The sequence below is a fragment of the Streptacidiphilus sp. MAP12-16 genome, from assembly GCF_041262165.1.
Lineage (GTDB): Bacteria > Actinomycetota > Actinomycetes > Streptomycetales > Streptomycetaceae > Streptacidiphilus.
In genome coordinates, this window is record NZ_JBGCBY010000009.1 from 46,543 (window position 1) to 64,385 (window position 17,843).

20 protein-coding genes and 1 pseudogene are annotated in these 17,843 nt (G+C 70.2%); 14 read left to right on the forward strand and 7 right to left on the reverse strand.

Translation table 11 applies throughout. The features are described from left to right. The first annotated feature begins 70 nt into the window (after positions 1 to 70). From ABIA33_RS13875 to ABIA33_RS13925, 11 genes and pseudogenes are all read left to right on the forward strand, one after another. The gene (locus tag ABIA33_RS13875; RefSeq protein ID WP_370081066.1) at positions 71 to 1,279 is read left to right on the forward strand and encodes an LLM class flavin-dependent oxidoreductase; all 1,209 of its coding nucleotides are present in this window, start codon (positions 71 to 73) and stop codon (positions 1,277 to 1,279) included. A 16-nt stretch (positions 1,280 to 1,295) separates the two neighbouring features. Next, positions 1,296 to 2,717 carry an NtaA/DmoA family FMN-dependent monooxygenase gene (locus ABIA33_RS13880; protein WP_370081068.1) on the forward strand — a complete coding sequence of 474 codons (1,422 nt, stop codon included), beginning with the start codon at positions 1,296 to 1,298 and terminating at the stop codon, positions 2,715 to 2,717. Next, a complete protein-coding gene (locus tag ABIA33_RS13885; protein ID WP_370081070.1) occupies positions 2,714 to 3,850 on the forward strand; it encodes an LLM class flavin-dependent oxidoreductase in 1,137 nt (378 codons plus the stop codon). The genes ABIA33_RS13880 and ABIA33_RS13885 overlap by 4 nt, the downstream gene beginning before the upstream one ends. A 2-nt stretch (positions 3,851 to 3,852) precedes the next feature. Beyond that, positions 3,853 to 4,986 (forward strand): LLM class flavin-dependent oxidoreductase, encoded by a 1,134-nt coding sequence (locus tag ABIA33_RS13890; protein ID WP_370081072.1) that lies wholly within the window; start codon positions 3,853 to 3,855, stop codon positions 4,984 to 4,986. 60 nt (positions 4,987 to 5,046) lie between these two features. Further along, positions 5,047 to 5,559 (forward strand): NADPH-dependent FMN reductase, encoded by a 513-nt coding sequence (locus ABIA33_RS13895; protein ID WP_370081074.1) that lies wholly within the window; start codon positions 5,047 to 5,049, stop codon positions 5,557 to 5,559. Further along, complete coding sequence (locus tag ABIA33_RS13900) at positions 5,556 to 6,047, forward strand: flavin reductase family protein (RefSeq protein WP_370081076.1); 492 nt, start codon at positions 5,556 to 5,558, stop codon at positions 6,045 to 6,047. Before ABIA33_RS13895 ends, ABIA33_RS13900 begins: the two co-directional genes overlap by 4 nt. A gap of 12 nt (positions 6,048 to 6,059) precedes the next feature. Further along, a pseudogene (locus ABIA33_RS13905) lies at positions 6,060 to 6,164 on the forward strand (NADP-dependent oxidoreductase); the annotation flags it as partial. 127 nt (positions 6,165 to 6,291) lie between these two features. Continuing rightward, positions 6,292 to 6,747 (forward strand): Rrf2 family transcriptional regulator, encoded by a 456-nt coding sequence (locus ABIA33_RS13910; RefSeq protein WP_370081078.1) that lies wholly within the window; start codon positions 6,292 to 6,294, stop codon positions 6,745 to 6,747. Positions 6,748 to 6,879: 132 nt separating this feature from the next. Next, positions 6,880 to 7,809, forward strand: a complete 930-nt coding sequence (locus tag ABIA33_RS13915) for a helix-turn-helix transcriptional regulator (protein WP_370081080.1) — start codon at positions 6,880 to 6,882, stop codon at positions 7,807 to 7,809. A gap of 121 nt (positions 7,810 to 7,930) precedes the next feature. After that, entirely contained in the window at positions 7,931 to 8,353 is a 423-nt protein-coding gene (locus ABIA33_RS13920; protein WP_370081082.1) for an organic hydroperoxide resistance protein, read from the forward strand. A gap of 148 nt (positions 8,354 to 8,501) precedes the next feature. Further along, complete coding sequence (locus ABIA33_RS13925; RefSeq protein WP_370081085.1) at positions 8,502 to 9,788, forward strand: MFS transporter; 1,287 nt, start codon at positions 8,502 to 8,504, stop codon at positions 9,786 to 9,788. Between the two features lie 35 nt (positions 9,789 to 9,823). Here the strand turns inward: ABIA33_RS13925 and ABIA33_RS13930 are convergent, their stop codons facing one another. Further along, positions 9,824 to 10,759 carry an NADP-dependent oxidoreductase gene (locus tag ABIA33_RS13930; RefSeq protein ID WP_370081087.1) on the reverse strand — a complete coding sequence of 312 codons (936 nt, stop codon included), beginning with the start codon at positions 10,757 to 10,759 and terminating at the stop codon, positions 9,824 to 9,826. Positions 10,760 to 10,787: 28 nt separating this feature from the next. Further along, the gene (locus tag ABIA33_RS13935) at positions 10,788 to 11,222 is read right to left on the reverse strand and encodes a MarR family winged helix-turn-helix transcriptional regulator (protein WP_370081089.1); all 435 of its coding nucleotides are present in this window, start codon (positions 11,220 to 11,222) and stop codon (positions 10,788 to 10,790) included. A gap of 94 nt (positions 11,223 to 11,316) precedes the next feature. Here ABIA33_RS13935 and ABIA33_RS13940 point away from each other — a divergent pair, with 94 nt between their 5' ends. After that, positions 11,317 to 11,550: a hypothetical protein gene (locus ABIA33_RS13940; RefSeq protein WP_370081091.1), complete on the forward strand. Its 234-nt coding sequence runs from the start codon at positions 11,317 to 11,319 to the stop codon at positions 11,548 to 11,550. Here the strand turns inward: ABIA33_RS13940 and ABIA33_RS13945 are convergent. Together ABIA33_RS13945 and ABIA33_RS13950 are read right to left on the reverse strand one after the other, a co-directional pair. Then, positions 11,529 to 12,125, reverse strand: coding sequence for a DUF6529 family protein (locus tag ABIA33_RS13945; protein ID WP_370081093.1), 597 nt, complete (start codon positions 12,123 to 12,125; stop codon positions 11,529 to 11,531). The genes ABIA33_RS13940 and ABIA33_RS13945 overlap by 22 nt on opposite strands. A gap of 30 nt (positions 12,126 to 12,155) precedes the next feature. Further along, a complete protein-coding gene (locus ABIA33_RS13950) occupies positions 12,156 to 12,701 on the reverse strand; it encodes a hypothetical protein (RefSeq protein WP_370081095.1) in 546 nt (181 codons plus the stop codon). A 220-nt stretch (positions 12,702 to 12,921) separates the two neighbouring features. Here ABIA33_RS13950 and ABIA33_RS13955 point away from each other — a divergent pair, with 220 nt between their 5' ends. Continuing rightward, positions 12,922 to 13,182, forward strand: a complete 261-nt coding sequence (locus tag ABIA33_RS13955; RefSeq protein WP_370081097.1) for a hypothetical protein — start codon at positions 12,922 to 12,924, stop codon at positions 13,180 to 13,182. A 50-nt stretch (positions 13,183 to 13,232) separates the two neighbouring features. Here the strand turns inward: ABIA33_RS13955 and ABIA33_RS13960 are convergent, their stop codons facing one another. Beyond that, on the reverse strand, positions 13,233 to 14,483 hold the full coding sequence (locus ABIA33_RS13960) for an LCP family protein (RefSeq protein ID WP_370081099.1): 1,251 nt from the start codon (positions 14,481 to 14,483) through the stop codon (positions 13,233 to 13,235). 407 nt (positions 14,484 to 14,890) lie between these two features. Then, positions 14,891 to 15,418: a hypothetical protein gene (locus ABIA33_RS13965; RefSeq protein ID WP_370081101.1), complete on the reverse strand. Its 528-nt coding sequence runs from the start codon at positions 15,416 to 15,418 to the stop codon at positions 14,891 to 14,893. A 255-nt stretch (positions 15,419 to 15,673) separates the two neighbouring features. Between ABIA33_RS13965 and ABIA33_RS13970 the strand changes: the two genes are divergently transcribed. After that, positions 15,674 to 16,849, forward strand: a complete 1,176-nt coding sequence (locus ABIA33_RS13970) for a MalY/PatB family protein (protein WP_370081596.1) — start codon at positions 15,674 to 15,676, stop codon at positions 16,847 to 16,849. Between the two features lie 69 nt (positions 16,850 to 16,918). Here ABIA33_RS13970 and ABIA33_RS13975 read toward each other — a convergent pair whose 3' ends face one another. Beyond that, a complete protein-coding gene (locus tag ABIA33_RS13975; RefSeq protein WP_370081103.1) occupies positions 16,919 to 17,725 on the reverse strand; it encodes a cyclase family protein in 807 nt (268 codons plus the stop codon). Positions 17,726 to 17,843 lie beyond the last annotated feature (118 nt).

Consider the following 17,843-nt stretch of genomic DNA (forward strand, 5'->3'; position numbering starts at 1 on the left):
TCCGTTCGGCATGCCCGCCCTACCGGTGGAGACCGGTGGAGCACCCTCCCGAGCAGGAAGCGACATCCCCATGCCCCGACCACGCCCCGCCCTCCACCTCGCGGTCGCCCTCGACGGCGCGGGCTGGCACCCCGCGGCCTGGCGGCAGCCCGACGCCCGGCCGGACGAACTTCTCACAGCCCGGTACTGGTCCGATCTCGTGGCCGAGGCCGAACGAGGACTGCTGGACTTCGTGACCATCGAGGACTCCCTCGGCCTCCAGTCCACCGACTACAACATCACGGACGGGCGGACCGACCAGGTCCGCGGCCGACTGGACGCCGTACTGACCGCCGCCCGGATCGCACCGCTGACCGGCAACATCGGCCTGATTCCGACCGCGGTGGCCACCCACACCGAGCCGTTCCACCTCTCCAAGGCGATCGCCACCCTCGACTACGTGAGCACCGGCCGGGCCGGCGTGCGGGTGCAGGTGTCGGCGCGCCCGTACGAGGCGGCGCTGTTCGGCCGCCGGACCTTCCCGCCGTTCCGGCTGGAGGACTTCGACCAGCCAGAGGTCCAGTCCCTGGTCACCGAGTCGTTCGAGGAGGCGGCCGACTACGTCGAGGTCGTCCGGCGACTGTGGGACAGCTGGGAGGACGACGCCGAGATCCGCGACACCGCGACCGGCCGGTTCGTCGACCGCCACAAGCTGCACTACATCGACTTCGAGAGCCCGACGTTCAGCGTGAAGGGCCCGTCCATCACGCCGCGCCCGCCGCAGGGCCAGCCGGTCGTCGCCGCACTCGCCCATGCGACCATCCCCTACCGCCTGCTCGCCCGCTCGTCCGACGTCGGTTTCGTCACCCCGCGCGACAGCTCCCAGGCCGCCGCCGTCCTCGCCGAGATCCGCGCGGAGCAGGCAGCCGCAGGCCGCGCCGACGAGATCCTGCACGTCTTCGGCGACCTGGTGGTGTTCCTGGACGACGACCCGGCCTCCGCCGTCCATCGCCGGGACCACCTGGACGAGCTCGCCGGCTCTGCGTACGGCAGCGACGCCCACGTGTTCGCCGGGACGCCCGCGCAGCTCGCCGACCTGCTTCAGGACTGGCAGCAGGCGGGTCTCACCGGCTTCCGGCTGCGACCCGCCACCGTCCCGCACGACCTGGAGCAGATCACCCGCCGCCTCGTCCCGGAAATCCAGCGCCGCGGACTCTTCCGCACCTCCTACGAGGCGAACACCCTGCGCGGCCTGCTCGGACTCCCCCGTCCGGCGAACCGCTACGCCGCCGCCGTCTGAGCAGAGAGAGCCGACCATGAGCAAGCCCCTGAAGCAGGTCCACCTCGCTGCCCACTTCCCCGGCGTCAACAACACCACCGTGTGGAGCGACCCCGAGGCAGGCAGCCATATCGAGTTCAGCTCCTTCGCGCACTTCGCGCGCACCGCCGAGCGCGCCAAGTTCGACTTCCTCTTCCTCGCCGAGGGACTGCGGTTGCGCGAGCAGGGCGGCGAGATCTACGACCTGGACGTGGTCGGCCGTCCCGACACCTTCACCGTTCTCGCCGCGCTGGCCGCCGTCACCGAGCGAATCGGTCTCACCGGCACCATCAACTCCACCTTCAACGAACCCTACGAGGTGGCACGGCAGTTCGCGTCCCTGGATCACCTCTCGGCCGGGCGGGCCGCCTGGAACGTGGTCACCTCCTGGGACGCCTTCACCGGCGAGAACTTCCGCCGCGGCGGCTTCCTCAAGCAGGAGGACCGCTACTCCCGGGCCGAGCAGTTCCTGCGCGCCGCCCAGGAGCTGTTCGACTCCTGGAACGGCCACGACATCCTCGCCGACAAGGAGTCCGGGGCCTTCCTCGGCGACCCCGACCCGGGCCGCTTCGAGCACCACGACCAGCACTTCGACATCTCCGGCCAGTTCAACGTCCCCACCGGCCCGCAGGGGCGTCCGGTCATCTTCCAGGCCGGCGACTCGGAGGAGGGCCGCGAGTTCGCCGCCTCCACCGCCGACGCCATCTTCAGCCGGCACAGCACCCTGGAGGCAGGCCAGGCCTTCTACACCGACGTCAAGGGCCGACTTGCCCGCCACGGCCGGGGCCGGGACGAGCTGCTGATCCTCCCCGCAGCCACCTTCGTCCTCGGCGACACCGACGCCGAAGCCGCCGAGCACGCCTACGAGGTGAGGAAGGCACAGGTCAGCGGACAGACCGCGATCAAGTTCCTGGAGCAGCTCTGGAACCGCGACCTCAGCGCGTACGACCCCGACGGGCCGCTCCCGGAGATCGACCCCGCTCCGGGCGAGCACACCATCGCCCGAGGCCGGGCCAGCGTGCGGATGTTCGGGGACCGGCTGGCGACCGCCCGCGAGTGGCGCGAGAAGGCCGCCGCACGCAAGCTCTCGATCCGCGAGCTGGTGATCGAGACGACGAGCCGGCAGACCTTCGTCGGTTCCGCGGAGACCGTCGCCACCACCATCAACGACTTCGTCCAGGCCGACGCCAGCGACGGCTTCATCCTCGTCCCGCACATCACCCCGCGCGGCCTGGACGAGTTCGCCGACACCGTGGTCCCGCTGCTCCAGGAGCGCGGCGTGTTCCGCAGCGAGTACGAGGGCACCACCCTGCGGGACCATCTCGGGCTGGCCCGGCCGGGCAAGCGAGCCGCGGCGGAGCGGGCTGTGGCTGAGCGGGCTGTCGCGGAGCGGTCTGTGGCGGCGCGGGTGGCGTCATGAAGTTCATCACCATCACCCTGATCGTGCAGGCCCCGGACCCCGTCACCGGAGTCCAGGCGTCCACCCAGGAGCGCTTCCGGCAGGTCGTCGAGAGCGCGCTGCTCGCCGAGGAACTGGGCTTCGACGGCTTCGGCGTCGGCGAGCGGCACGAGCGCCCGTTCCTCTCCTCCTCCCCGCCGGTCGTGCTCAGCCACATCGCCGCCCTCACCGAACGGATCCGGCTGTTCACCGCGGTCACGACGTTGAGTCTGCTCGACCCGGTCCGCGCCTACGAGGACTACGCGACCCTGGACCACCTCTCCGGCGGCCGGCTGGAGCTGATCATCGGCAAAGGCAACGGCACCGCGCAGCGCGAGCTGTTCCAGGTCACCCCCGAGGACCAGTGGGACCGCAACGCCGAGTCCTACGAGCTGTTCCGCCGGATCTGGCGCAACGACAAGGTCACCGCCTCCCCCAAGTTCCGCCCCGCGCTGCACGAGGCGGAGGTCTGGCCCCGCCCGTTGCAGCAACCGATCCGGGTCTGGCACGGCAGCGCCACCAGCCGCGAGTCGGTCGACCTCGCCGCCCGCTACGGCGATCCGCTGTTCTCCGCCAACGTCACCAACAGCATCGAGCCCTACGCGGAGCTGATCCGCTACTACCGCGAGCGCTGGGAGTACTACGGCCACGACCCGGAGCTGGCCGCGGTCGGCGCGGGAACAGCCGGCTTCTACGCCGCGCCCACCTCGCAACAGGCGCTCGCCGACTACCGCCCTGTGTTCGAGGGCTACCTCGCCTTCCAGAAGCGGCTCGGCATCGAGCCGGTGTTCGCCACCCTGGAGGACTTCGTCGCGCGCAGCTCGGCCCTGATCGGCAGCCCGCAGCAGATCGTCGACAAGGTCCACCGCTACCACGAGCAGTTCGGCCACAGCGTGCTGCACCTGCACGCCGAGCCCGGCGGCCTGACCGCCGCTCAGCACCGCGCCTCGCTCGAGCTCTTCCAGTCCGACATCGCCCCCGTGCTGCGCCGGGTGATCCCCGACCCGCCCTGGGACTGGGGCCCGGTCCTTCCCGCCGCGGGCGGACCGGCCGCGGACCTCCGGGCAGCGGACCTCCAGGCAGACCTCCAGGCCGCAGACCGACAAGGAGCATGACCATGGCCACCACCCCCCTCGCGGTCCTGGACCTGGTACCGATCAGCTCCGGCTCGACCGCGCCGCAGGCGCTGCGCAACAGCATCGACCTGGCCCAGCAGGCCGAGCGGTTCGGCTACGCCCGCTACTGGTTCGCCGAACACCACCTCAACCCCGGTGTCGCGGGCACCTCCCCCGCCGTGGTCCTCGCGCTCACCGCCGCGGCGACCTCCACCATCCGGCTCGGCGCGGGCGCGGTGCAGCTCGGCCACCGCACCGCCCTGTCCACCGTCGAGGAGTTCGGCCTGCTCGACGCGCTGCACCCGGGACGGTTCGACCTGGGCCTGGGCCGCTCGGGTGGCCGACCGACCACGCCAAGCCGCGAACCGGCCCTGGTCGGCGCGACGACCGTCGTCGACGGATACACGCCCAACGGGCTGCGGATACCGGCCCGGTTCTCCTTCGCGCACCTGCTCCGGCACCCGCGATTCGCGCTGCAGAAGAAGCTGCTGCAACAACCCGGCGCCGAGGCCCAGGACTACGCCGACCAGATCGACGACATCCTCGCGCTGATCGCCGGCACCTACACCACCGCCGACGGTGTCGAAGCCCATGTCGTGCCGGGCGAGGGGGCCGAGCTGCAGGTCTGGATCCTCGGCAGCAGCGGGGGGACCAGCGCAGAGGTCGCCGGGGCCAACGGGTTGCGCTTCGCCGCGAACTACCACGTCAGCCCGGCCACCGTGGTCGAGGCCGCTGAGGGCTACCGTGCCGCGTTCACCCCGTCCGCCGAGCTGCACCGCCCGTACGTCAGCGTCTCCGCCGATGTCGTCGTCGCCCAGGACGAGGCAACCGCGCGTGAGCTCGCCACCGGCTACGGCCTGTGGGTGCGCAGTATCCGTAGCGGCGACGGCGCCATCCCGTTCCCCACTCCGGACCAGGCCCGCGCGCACATCTGGACCGAGGCGGACCGGACCCTGGTCGAGGACCGTGTGGAGACCCAGTTCACCGGGTCGCCGCAGCAGGTCGCCGACCAGTTGGAGACCCTGCGCGACGCCACCGGCGCCGACGAGATCGTCGTCACCACCATCACCCACGACCACGCCGACCGGGTCGCCTCCTACCGGCTCCTCGCCGAGGAATGGGCCCGACGGGCCTGAACGCACGTCACCGACCGCCGTACACACCACCTGCCCCTGCCATCATCCAAGGAGATCGCCGTGAGCGTCGTCGTCCTCGTCGGCAACCCCAGACCCCGTTCCCGTACCCATGAGGCGGCCCACCTGGTCGCCGAGGCGCTGACGGGGCGTCAACCCGACGTGGCCGTGGACCTCGCCGACCTCGGCGCCGCGCTGTTCGATCCGGACGACCCCCGTGTGGCCGAGGCCGTCGAGGCCGTTCAGGGCGCAAGCCTGCTCGTCGTGGCCAGCCCCACCTACAAGGCGACCTACACCGGCTTGCTCAAGCTGTTCCTGGACCGTCTCGGCCCGGGTGCACTCGCGGGTGTGACGGCGGTGCCGCTGCTGCTGGGCGGCCACTGGCGGCACTCGCTGGCCGCGGATCTACTGCTCAAGCCGGTCCTGGTCGAGCTGGGTGCCAGTGTCCCGACCCGCGGGCTGTTCCTGCTGGACTCCGACTACACCGTCTCGGAGGAGCTGGAGAAGTGGGTGACCACAGCTCGCCCCCAGGTGACCGCCGCTCTCGGTGTCGAACCGGTCCGGGTGACGGCATGACCATCGACCAGACGCTGCAGCCGACCACCCTGCGACGCGTCTTCGGCGCGTTCCCGACCGGGGTGACCGCGATCGCCGCGCTGGTCGACGGTTCCCCGGTCGGCCTCGCCGCAAGCTCGTTCACCCCCGTGTCCCTCGATCCGCCGCTGGTCTCGGTCTGCGTCGCGCACAGCTCGACCACCTGGCCGGTGTTGCGCGACCGCCCCCGACTGGGCGTCAGCGTGCTCGGCGCCCACCATGAGCGCGCCTGCCGGCAGCTGGCCGCTCGGGACGGTGACCGCTTCGCCTCGCTCGACTGGCGGGCCACCCCGGACGGGGCGGTACTGGTCGAGGACGCCACCGCCTGGCTGGACTGCAGCATCGAGCAGCTGATCCGCGCGGGCGACCACGACATCGTCCTGCTTCGGGTCCACGAGCTCGACGCCGACGCAGCGGTACCGCCGCTGGTCTTCCACGCCAGCGGCTTCCGCCGGCTCGAAGCCGCTTGAGCGGAGGAGCCGCAGGGCTTCGCGATCGGGGACGCCGTGTTCGGCAACCCCGTCAGCGGCGGCTACGCGGAGTACACGCGGCTCCCTGTGTCCCTCGCGGCCTGCGTCCCTCGCGGCACCTGGCGCAGGCGGCGGCGTGTGCGTGGCCGCCGTGCAGATCGCGCTTCGCGACGGGCTCGCCCGCAGATCGCCCGGCTCATGGCGATTCCGCAGGCCCGAATGACCGGCTGTTACCATCCCACGTGTGCAGATCTCGGCCAAGGCTGACTACGCGGTGCGCGCGATGCTCGAACTGGCTGCCCACGGGCCCGAGCGGGTGAAGGCCAGCCTTCTCGTCGACCACCAGGGGCTGCCGCACAAGTTCGTCGAGACCATCCTCGTCGAACTCCGCCGCGCCGACCTGGTCTGCAGCCACCGGGGCGCCGACGGCGGCTACACGCTGGCCCGGCCGGCGAGCGCGATCTCGCTCGGCTCGATCATCCGTGCGGTGGACGGCCCGCTCGCCGAGGTCCGCGGACTGCGCCCGCACGAGACGACCTACGTGGGGGCGGCCGAACACCTCCCCGACGTGTGGGTCGCCGCGCGGGCGAGCCTGCGCCGGGTGCTGGACGAGACAAGTCTCGCCCAGGTCCTGAGCGGCAAGCTCCCCGCGCATGTCCAGAGGCTGGCCGACTCCCCCGACGCCTGGCTCCCCCGCTAACGGCCGTCCGCGGGCGGGGCTGACCGGCATCCCCTCCGGCCTCTGCCTCCTGTACCCGGCCTCGCGATGCCCGCCTTGCCTAGCACTGACAGGGGCAGGTAGGCACCGCCGCCCGAGGCCATACTCAGATCCATGAACAGCAAGTCGCAGCTGGGAAGGTTCCTGAGGACGCGTCGCGCGCAACTGCAGCCCGCTGATGTCGGATTGCCGATGTTCGACGAGCGCAGGCGGGTGCCGGGTCTGCGCCGCGACGAGCTGGCGCAGTTGGCGGGTGTGAGCGAGTCGTACTACATGCGGCTGGAACAAGGACTGTCGCTCAACGCGTCAACGGAGGTGCTGGACGCGATCGCCCGGGCACTTCGCCTGGACGAGACCGAACGCCGTCACCTGCACGACCTCGCCGGCGCCGGACGCAAGGGCGGCAACGAGCGAACACGGAGACCGACACGCGAGAACATCACCGAGACGACGCAACGACTGATCGACGCCTTCGGGGACACTCCGGTCATCGTACTCGGCCGCCGCAGCGACGTGCTGGCGTGGAACCGCACAGGACATGCGCTGTTCGCCGGGCACCTGGATCCCATGAGCCCCGAACATCCGGCCCGCCGTCCCAACACCGCGCGGCTGGTTTTCCTGGACGCCCACACCCGCGAGCTGTACGCGGACTGGCCCAAGAAGGCCAGAGACGTGGTGGGGAGACTGCGCCTGGCCGTCGGTCGGCACCCCGACGATCCGACGCTGGCCGCGTTGATCGGCGAACTGGTCATGAACAGCCCGGAGTTCACCGCCATGTGGTCCGAACACCGGGTCCGCGCCTGGGACATCGCGACCTACCGCATGCGCCACCCCCTGGTCGGACCCATGGACGTCACCCAGCAGGCCATGTCAGTGCCGAACGGGCAAGGACAGCGAATGGTCGCGGTGACCGCCGAAGCAGGTTCGGCCTCTCAGTCCGCGCTGGCTCTGCTTGCCCAGGCCACAGCTCCGGGTGACCGGACTCGCCGGGCGGATACGACACCCGGCCAGACGCCCGTCGCGGCAACAGATTCGGTCTCATAGCGGGTCCGATCGGCGAGGAGATCCTTGCCGCGCTCAACCACCCCAACGCGCCGCCTGCGTCACGCAGTCGGCCGGCAATCCAACCTGTCCACGATCTGTGGCACCTATGAACGGAGACACCATGTCCGCGCTGTACACCACCGAGGCGATCTCGACCGGCGATGGCCGAAACGGAGAGGTCCGCTCCTCCGACGGCGTGCTCGACGAGGTCCTCGCGATCCCGAAGGAGATGGGCGGTCCAGGTGGCGACAGGACCAACCCGGAGCAGTTGTTCGCCGCCGGTTACGCCGCATGCTTCCACAACGGGCTGCGGCTGATCGCGGGTCAGCAGAAGGTGCGGCTGGGCGAGTCGACGGTCAGGTCCATGGTGAGCCTGATCGCCCTCGACAACGGAGGATTCACGCTGGCGGTCGCGCTGTCGGCGCACCTGCCCGGCCTTGACCAGGCCACGGCCGATCAGCTCGTGGAGACCACGCACCAGGTCTGCCCCTACTCCAATGCCACCCGCGGCAACATCGAAGTGACCCTCGAAGCAACAGTCTGAGTCGGCGTAGCGGTCGCCGGGTCGTAGTCCCGGACCTTCCAGTACGCGAGCTCCCGGACGCCCTTCGCTGCGGCGAGGGTCTCCGGGGGCTCGCGTTCGACGCATATCCGATTGACGGTGCCCGGGCAGCGTGTTGGGATCTCGTGCTATGCCCAACGACATCGAGCAGACCACGGCAGTCCGTACCGAAACCGCTGCGCCGAGCCTGTGGCGGAACCGCCCGTTCTTGCTGCTGTGGAGTGGACAGACGGTCAGTCAGATCGGCACCTCCGTCTCCACGCTGGCGCTGCCTCTGTTGGCGGTCACTACCCTGCGGGCCTCGACGTTCGAGGTGGCGCTGCTGGAGATGCTGGGCTCTCTGCCGTTCGTGCTGCTGTCACTGCCGGCCGGAGTCCTGGTCGACCGGGTGCGCAAGCGCCCGCTAATGCTGTGGTGCGATGTGGCCCGGATGGTGCTGCTCGGCTCCGTTCCCCTGGTCGCCCTGCTCGGACTGGTACCGCTGTGGCAGCTGTTCGCCGTGGCCCTGGGGGTGGGGGCGCTCAGCGTGCTGTTCGACGTCTCCTACCAGAGCTACCTGCCAACACTACTGTCGACACGTCAGCTCGTTGACGGCAACGGCAAGTTGGGGACCACCGACGCTTTCGCCCAGTTCGTCGGGCCCTCGCTCGGCGGGGCCCTGGTCGGCCTGCTCGGCGCCGCCCGGGCGGTGGCTGTCGACGCGGCCTCGTACGCGCTCAGCACCGTGTCGCTCGCCCTGATCCGGGTTCCGGAGCCGGGCGCCGAGCACGCGCCGGGGAAGCCGCGCATCGGCTTCCGTGAGGCGATGGCGGAGGGGCTGCGCTTTGTCGTGCGCCATCCCATCCTGAGCCGCATCGTCGCCTGCACCGCCACGGCGAACCTGTTCTCCGCGGCACTGAGCGCCGTCGAGGTCGTCTTCCTGGTGCGCACGCTGCACGCCACGCCCACGGTGGTGGGCCTGGTCCTCAGCCTCGCCGCCCTCGGCGGCCTGGTCGGCGGGCTGCTGTCGGGGCGGCTGGCCCGCCGGATCGGATCGGCGCGCATCATCTGGGTCTCGATGCTGGCGCCCGCACCGCTGTTCTTTCTGATGCCGCTGGCCAGTCCGGGCTGGGGCGTACTGCTCTACTCGGTCGGCTGGGCGTCCTTCTCGGCGTCCGGAACCGTCTACAACACCGCGCAGGTGTCCTACCGCCAGTCCATCTGTCCACCGGAGCTGCTCGGCCGGATGAACGCGTCGGTGCGCTGGATCGTCTGGGGCACACTGCCGTTGGGCTCACTGCTCGGTGGCGTGCTGGGGACCTGGATCGGGGTGCGCGCCACGCTGTGGCTGTGTGTTCCCGGGGCGTGCGCGGCGGGACTGTGGCTGCTGTCCTCGCCGCTGCGGACGATGCGGGACGTGCCGGCCCCGCAGGAGTAGCACACCGGGGCGCGGAGAAACCGCGCTGCCGGCCGTCAATCGGGGATGAGCGCGATCTTTCCGCGGGTATGGCGCTGCTCGAGTTCCGCGAACGCGTCGCGGACACGCTCAAGCGGGTACGTGGCGGCGATCGGGATCTCGATCCGGCCGGATGCGACAAGCGCAGCCATCTCGGTAAGGACCTCGCGGCTGGAACCCTCCGCACTACCCGCGCTCTTGGTTCCCAACTCCTGTGCCTTCTGGAAGGAGATGATCGTCTCGATCCGGTCCCGCGGGATACCGAGCTCGACGGCGAGTTGAACGTATTCGGGGCCGAAGAGGTCGATGAAGGCATCGATCCCGTCGGGTGCCGCTGCGGCGAGGTTCTCGGCGAGCCGGTCGCCATAGGGAACCGGGGCCGCGCCATGGGCGGCCAGCCAGGGCGCATTGGCGGCCGAGGCGATTCCGAGGACGTGTGCGCCTCGCACCGCGAGGAGTTGGACGACAATGGTGCCTACTCCGCCCGCGGCGGCCGAGACGGCGATGGTCTCGCCGGGCTTTGGGTCAACTGCCTCGACGGCGGCCCAGGCCGTGCAGGCGGCGACGTAGAGCGAACCGGCGACCGGCCAGCTGAGTCCGTCCGGCTTGTGGATCAACTGCGTTGCCGGTACGGCGACGTGGCTGGCATGGCTCGAGCGCCGCCAGGAGTAACCGAGCACCTCGTCACCCACCCGGAAGTCGGTGACGCCTTCGCCCACGGCATTGACGACGCCGGCCAGGTCACTGCCCTGACCGGAGGGGAAGGTCGCGGGAAAGCGCTCGTGCAGCGCGCCGGTCCTGATGGCGCTCTCGCCGGGATTGATGCCCGCCGCCCGGACTTCGACCAGGACCTCTCCCGCGGCCGGGTGAGGAATCGGCACCTCGGCGACGTAGAGGACCTGCTGGTCGCCGTAACGGTCGAAGCGTACTGCTCGCGCCTGCGCGGGGTACATGAGCTCTCCTTCGGGTGGTGCGTCCTGGTCAGGCCTGCTCGTCGGGGCCGGAGGGATGTGGTGTGGCAGCGCGCAGCGCGGCGAGTGCCGCGCCGAGATGGCCGAGGGCCGTGTCCGAGAGCGGCCCGCCCAACCGCGTCTCGAGCTCCTGATCGAAGATCGGACCGGCCGTCTGCACGAGGTCGCGGCCGGCAGCGGTGAGCTCCACGATCGAGGAGCGGCGGTCGGTCGGATGGGGCCGGCGCGCACAGTGCCCACGCTTCTCAAGGCGGTCGACTGCCTGGCTCGCGCCGCCGACCGTGATCGAGAGCGCGGCGACGATGTCGTAGACGCGACACGACGGCGTGGATTCGATGACGAGCAGCGTGTTGAAGCTGCCGAGGGACTCTCCGCAGTCCCGTTGCAGGCGCGCGTCGATCCCGTTCCACAACTCCGTCTCGAAGCGCACCAGATCGTCGTACACCTTCCGCAACTCCATCGTGGCTGCTCCCTCTTCTCGTTCCTTCCACCACACTACATTAGCAACAAGTAGGTTGATGCTAATTAGATTGCTGCTAATGTACATCCAAGCCGGATCCCACGAAGTGCTACTGGACGACGCGACCCGTCTCGCCGTGCGAGCGGCCGCGCACGATGTCGCGGTCACCCTGGACATCACACCGGGCGTGCCCCATGTCGTCCAAGCCTTCTCCGGCCTCCTCGAAGAGGGCGACGCCGCCCTCACCCGCGTCGGCACCTTCCTCCGCGCGCACGTCCGAGCCGGGACCCCTCACTGGCCGGGCAGGCGGTAGCCGTCGAAGTACCACAGGGCGCCTGTGTACCAGAGGGCTCCCACCGAAACGAGAAGGAGCCCTCCGGCGACCGGCAGCGCCCAGCCGGGCAGACGACGGCTGCGCACCAGCAGCACCTTCGCGGCGAAGGCGCCGTAGAAGAAGCAACCAGCGACGGCATGGATGGCCACCCGAGGGGAGCCCAACTGCACGCCATAGGCCAGGATGCAGTGGACCGCGACGGGCACGGTCGCAGCGAACAGGACCAGCCCGACCACGCGGTGCACTCTGCGCACCGGGCGTGGCACCCGGTCCACCCCCGGCAGGCGCCGGTACATCCACAGGGCCAGCGCCAACTGGACTACGGCCAAGGCGAGGACGCCGGTCGCGAGCTGCGACTTGAGGGCGACCGCATCCGTACCGGAGTTGCCGAACAGCGTTCGGGTGTAGTCCGGTGTGTGGTTGCGCCCGAACGCGAACAGGGCCGTGAACACGGCCAGGGCCAGCAGCGCCGCCAGGACGAGCCGGAACCTCACCGGGGTCGCGGGCTGCTTCCCGGCCTGTGCGGGAACCGGGTCTGGAACGCGGTGCGCCATGTTCGCCTTCCTGGAGCGGACGGGAGTCGGTCAGCTGTTGTCGACCTTGTTCCCGTTCGGGGCGACGACGTACCAACCTGCGCCGAACGCCTTCGACCCCTGTCCGTTGGTGTCACCCGGCTTCTGGTCGCCCGTGAAGGTGTAGAGGGGATGGCCGTGGTAGGTGACCTCGGTGGTGTTGTCGGTGCGTGCGGTAGTGCCCAGCAGCGCTGCGGTGACACCGCTGCCCGGCTGCGGGGCGCCGCTGGTGGTGTACGGCGGCCAGGCCGAAGCGCAGGCGCCGTTGCAGGTGGAGGACATGGAGGTGTCCTTCTCGAAGAGGTACAGGGTGCGCCCCTGCCCGTCCACCAGGATCTTGCCCAGCGGCGTGGTCCGCACGGCGACGCTCGCACCCGTGGCGGTGCCGGAGGCGGTGGAGGAACCGGAGGCGTTCGAGGAACCGGGGGCGGACGAGGCCGGCTGCGTTGCAGGCGCCGACGCGGAGGCTCCCCCGTTCGAGGGAGTCGAACTGCTGCAGGCGGTCGCGGTCAAGGCGACGGCAGCCAGTACAACAGCTGCCGAACTCACTATTTTCATGGCGGTTGGTCCTTCCGACAGGCCACCGTCCGGTGGCTAGTGGGTGCGGGCCCGCGTCTTGATGTACGCACCGCTCCACTCGCCGGTTCACGCCGGATCGGGGGTCATCAGACGAGCGACACCGATCTCAGATCGCACAGGTCATCGGAAACGTGACCGACCGAATCCACAACAGAAGGAGTTCCCGTGTCCCGTGGGCGGCTCGCTCGTTGCCGACGGTATGACAACCCGATTCCCCGGCCGCCATGCGGCAGGCACAGTCATCACCGCCCTCGTCGCAGCCGTCCGCGCCGACGACGACGAGCACATCCGCGAGTTGTTGCGCTGCCTGGCGACCTGCGCCGACGTCGAGGCCCTGTACGCCCTGCGCGAGGCGCTGATCCGCGATCTCGGCGACGCCGACGAACGAAGAGTAGGGCCGCAACCAGGCAGGGCCCGCTCTGGAGGCGGGGCGGCCGGGCACGGGGACCCCTCGATGTAACGGGTTCTGGCAGGTCCGAACGGCCCACCGATGAACAGGCGTGGTGGCCGTCAGGGTGCGGAGTCCGGGATCTGCGGGTTGACCGCGTAGGCGCGGACCGGTGACCCGAACGGGGTGGTGTCCAGGGTGCCCACCGCCAGGCAGCCGGGGTCCGCTGCCGCATTGCGCTCACTCACGGTTGTCGCCGGCACCGCCGGCTGGGCCGCGCCGGAGGCGTCGCCGACCCTGGTGAAGTCCGAGGCCTGCGCGGCGTCGGCGGTGATCCCGGCGCCGCCGCCTGCGGCGCTACCGGCTTTGGCAGAGGGTGCTGTGCCCTGCTGCGGAGTGACCGGGGAGGTGGCGCCGTCGGTCACAGCCCGGTCGTCCGCGATGGCCTGGAACACGGCCTTGGCGCCGGGCGCAGGACTGAGCCAGTTGGGGTTGGCCGGATACGGGACGTTGGGCATGGTGACGAAATTGATGCGCTCGGTCGGCACGTCGCTGAGCTGGCGGGCCAAGGACGCCAGCTTCGTGATCCCGGCCAGGCCGTCGTCCACGGTCAGCGCCTTGGTGGCGGCGTCGGCGAGGCCGTACATGGCCACCGGATCGGTCAGCGTTCCCGCACGCCGCAGCTTCTGGGTGAGGGCCGTCAGGAACACCTGCTGGGCCGCCTCCCGGCCCAGGTCGCCGCCGTCGCCGAACCCGTGCCGGGTGCGCAGGAGTTCAAGAGCCGCAAGGCCCTTCAGCGTGTGCACTCCCTTGGCCAGCTTCAGGTGCGAATAGGGGTCGTACACATTGTTGTCGACGCAGACGGGGACCCCTCCGATGGCGTCCGACATGCTGACGACGCCCGCGAAATCGGCCATCACGAAGTGGTCGATGGGAATGGCGGTGAGGGCGTGCACGGCCGCCACCGTGCAGCCGGGGCCGCCGTCCTGCAGGCTGCTGGTGATCTGCGTCTGGCTCAGCGGGGGGTAGACATGCCGCGTCTTGGGGTCGGTGCACTGCGGGATGTCGACGACAGTGTCACGCGGGATGCTCATGACCGTGGCGCTGGTACGGCCTGCCGACAGGTGGACCAGGATCTCGACATCCGCGTTGGCCCCCGGCCCGCAGTCGCCGCCGATCGCGCAGTCGGCCGCAGTCTGCCGGCTGTCCGAGCCGATCACCAGCACGTTCATCGGGCTCTGGCCCGCGCTGTTCCTGCGCTCCGTCCCCGGCGAGGCGTTGCCGAGATAGAGGGCCGAGTGGTGGATGTTGCCGTTGAGGTGGATGAAGACCCACGTACCTGCGGCGACCATCACGGCCAGGAGGAGAGCCACAGAGAGTGCGAGCCACCTGAGCACACGACGACTCCGCCTCCGGGAAGCGGGCACCCCGTCGCGGCCCCGCCGGGACCACGGGGGCCACTTTCCAATCATTCCAACCACCCCTCCATCTCAGTCGGGGATCGGTTCGATGTCAGAACCCGGCGCACACCTCGCGAAGGAACCTCACATGTATCCGGTCAGGCGCATCTGCGCATATGGGCGTTGGTGTGTTGGTGTGTTGGCGCACGGACAGTTGCATATCGACGCAACTGTAAGGCGTTTGCTGACACTGTGCCTGTCCACGTGGCCCGTCACGCCCCGTGCGAGCGTGTCGTTCCCGCCCGGTGACGTCCACGGCACCCCGGCGCGGACGGTGAACCTCCGTCAGCCGGGGTGCCGTGGTTGCCAAGAACCCGAAGTCAGAGACCGCCGACGATCATGAGCAGCACGCCGAAGAGCGTCAGCAGGACGAGCAGGGCCAGGTTGAGTGCGCCGATGACCACCGAGGCGCACATATAGGCCGCCGTGATGGCCCTGCTCCGGGGACGGGAGTCACTACGGGTGATCGCCAGCACGGTGGCGACGTACGGCAGGAACAGTCCGATCAGCGCCGCCGCGGCATGGAAGACCAGCTGGATACCGTGCGCCGTCTCGAAGCCGTAGAAGGCGAGCACCGTGGCGAGGCAGGCGACCGCGATGGCGGCGAGCGGCAGACGCTGTTCGCGCACCGCGGATCGAGCGACGGCCCGGCCGTCGGGCAGCTCAGGTCCCGGAGGTAGGAGGATCTGCTGCACACCCTCGAAGGCGTGGGCCGAGGGAGGTGCACCGTCGGGGGCGGCGATCAGACTGCCGACCTCGGATCGCTCGAGGATCCGTGCCCTGGTGGCCAAGGAGCGAACGCGTCCGCTGATCGACCTGCGGTGGACCGCGACTTGGGTCTGTGCCACGAATGAACTCCTTGATCGCCTGAACCGGTGATGCCGCCTGCGAGCTCTCGGTTTCGGCGGAGTAGGCAGGCGTCGAGGCGCGAGCTGGCAGCACCATCACAAGGGTTCGGCCACGCCCCGGCAATCCGCGAGGCCCGAACGGGGGACCCACCCCCACAGCCGCCGTCTCCCTTTGGAGTGCCGCCGAGCCCGGCCCAGGTCGACCTTGCCGACCACTTTTCGCGAAACTCCGCCTATTTTTGGCGCATGGAGAGCATGCCGAACGAGCGTCCCGCGTCCGCCGAAGCCAACCCGCTGCGCCGGCTCTCACTCGACCAGCTGCGGCTGCGTACGAGCATGAAGTGGCGCACCTACCCGGAGGACGTGCTGCCCCTGTGGGTGGCCGAGATGGACGTTCCTCTGGCCGAGCCGGTCGCGCGGGCGGTCCTGGACGCGATCGCGATCGGAGACACCGGCTATCCCACCGGGACGGCGTATGCCGAGGCGCTGGCCGAGTTCGCCGGCAAGCGGTGGAACTGGGACGGCCTGGCCGTGGAGCGTACGGCGATCGTGCCGGATGTGATGCTGGGCATCGTCGAGATGGTGAAGCTGGTCTCCGGCCCTGGGGACGCCGTGGTCGTGAACTGCCCCGTCTACCCGCCCTTCTACCAGTTCATCAGGAACATGGACCGGCACGTCGTCGAGGCGCCGCTCGGGCAGGAGGGGCGGATCGACTTCGCCGCGCTGGATGTCGCGTTCGAGCGCGTCATGGGGCGTGGGGGTCGGGGCGTGTACCTGCTCTGCAGCCCGCACAACCCGACTGGCACCCTGCATACGGCCGCCGAACTCGCCGACGTGGCCGCGTTGGCGCGTACCTACGGCGTGCGGGTGGTCGCCGACGAGATCCACGCCCCGATCGTGGCCTCCGGCGCGGCCTTCGTGCCGTACCTGAGCGTGCCCGGCGCGCAGGACGGCCTGTCGCTGATGTCGGCATCCAAGGCGTGGAATCTGGCGGGGCTCAAGGCCGCGCTCGCCGTCGCCGGACCCGAGGCCGCCGAGGACCTCGCCCGCCTGCCCGAAGAGGTCAGCCACGGCCCCAGCCATGTGGGCGTCATCGCCCACACCGCTGCGCTCCGGGACGGCGGAGACTGGCTCGACGCGCTGCTGGCCGGCCTGGACGACAATCGTCGCCTGCTGGCGGAACTGCTGGCCGAGCATCTGCCCGCGGTGTCCTACCAGCCGGCGCAAGCCACCTATCTGGCCTGGCTCGACTGCCGAGAGCTCGGTCTCGGCGACGACCCGGCTGCGGTCCTCCTGGAACGCGGCAGGGTCGCCGTGAGCTCCGGAATGCACTTCGGTACCGGCGGCGCCGGGTTCATCCGCGTGAACCTGGCGACCTCACCGGAACTGATCATCGAGGCTGTTCGGCGGATGGCCGATGTGCTGCCCTGACTGAGCCGGCACCCTCGCGTGCGAGCCGCCGCGCGGCGGCTCGCCCAGCCGGGGGCCGTTCGCTGCGGTTCACTCGGCCAGGTGCAGCGCGAACAGGCGGGCGGGGAAGCCCGATCCGCCCAGCGGCTTGGGCCAGCTGGCGACGAGCAGGGCTCCGGCCTCGGGGAGTCGGTCGAGGTTCGCCATGAGTTCGATCTGCCACCTGTCCTGCTCCAGGACGTAGAGCTCCAGGCTGAAGTCGCCTTTGGAGGTCGCACTCCCGGGGTCGGTGTCCGTCTGCTCGTGCCCGATGGCGGTCACCCCGGCGTCCTCGACGAGGTAGCGCAGAACTTCGGCCGACCAGCCAGGTGTGTGGCTGACGCCGCCCGCGTCCCGGTTCGCCATGGCGGCGGCGTCGGGCCAGCGGTGGTGCCAGCCGGTGCGCAGCGCCACGAACGAGCCCGCAGGGATTGCCCCGTTGCGGGACTCCCAGTCCGCCACGTCGTCCAGGGTCGGCGTCGCGTCGGGGTCCTTCTCGACGCGCTGGGTGATGTCGAGTACGACCAGCGGCAGGATCATCTGCTCGACGGGGATCAGGTCGAGGCTCCGCGCCCCGGCGACGAAGTGCACGGGCGGGTCCACGTGCGTGCCCCACTGGCCGACGATCGTGTAGCGGTGGACGTTGAACCCGTCGCCGCGCGACATGTCGAACGGTGTCTCGCGTTGCTCGTCGGGGAACGCCGGGAAGTGCGGCTGGCCCGGGTGGAACGCGTGCGTGAGGTCGGTGTACGTCGCCTGCTCGCGCAGCTCGCGTTGCACCGTCCAGAGGCGGGGCTCGGCTATGCGGGGCTCGGTGCTGCGGGGCTCGGTGCTGCGAGGCTCGGTGCTGCCGTCCATTCCCGGTTCCTTTCCCTTCGGTGGGTTCAACAGGGCTCTGCCCGGATTGCGGCGACCGACATCACGGCGCCCGACTCCGAAGGGGCACCGTATCCCCACAGGCACGTGGGCTGCTCGA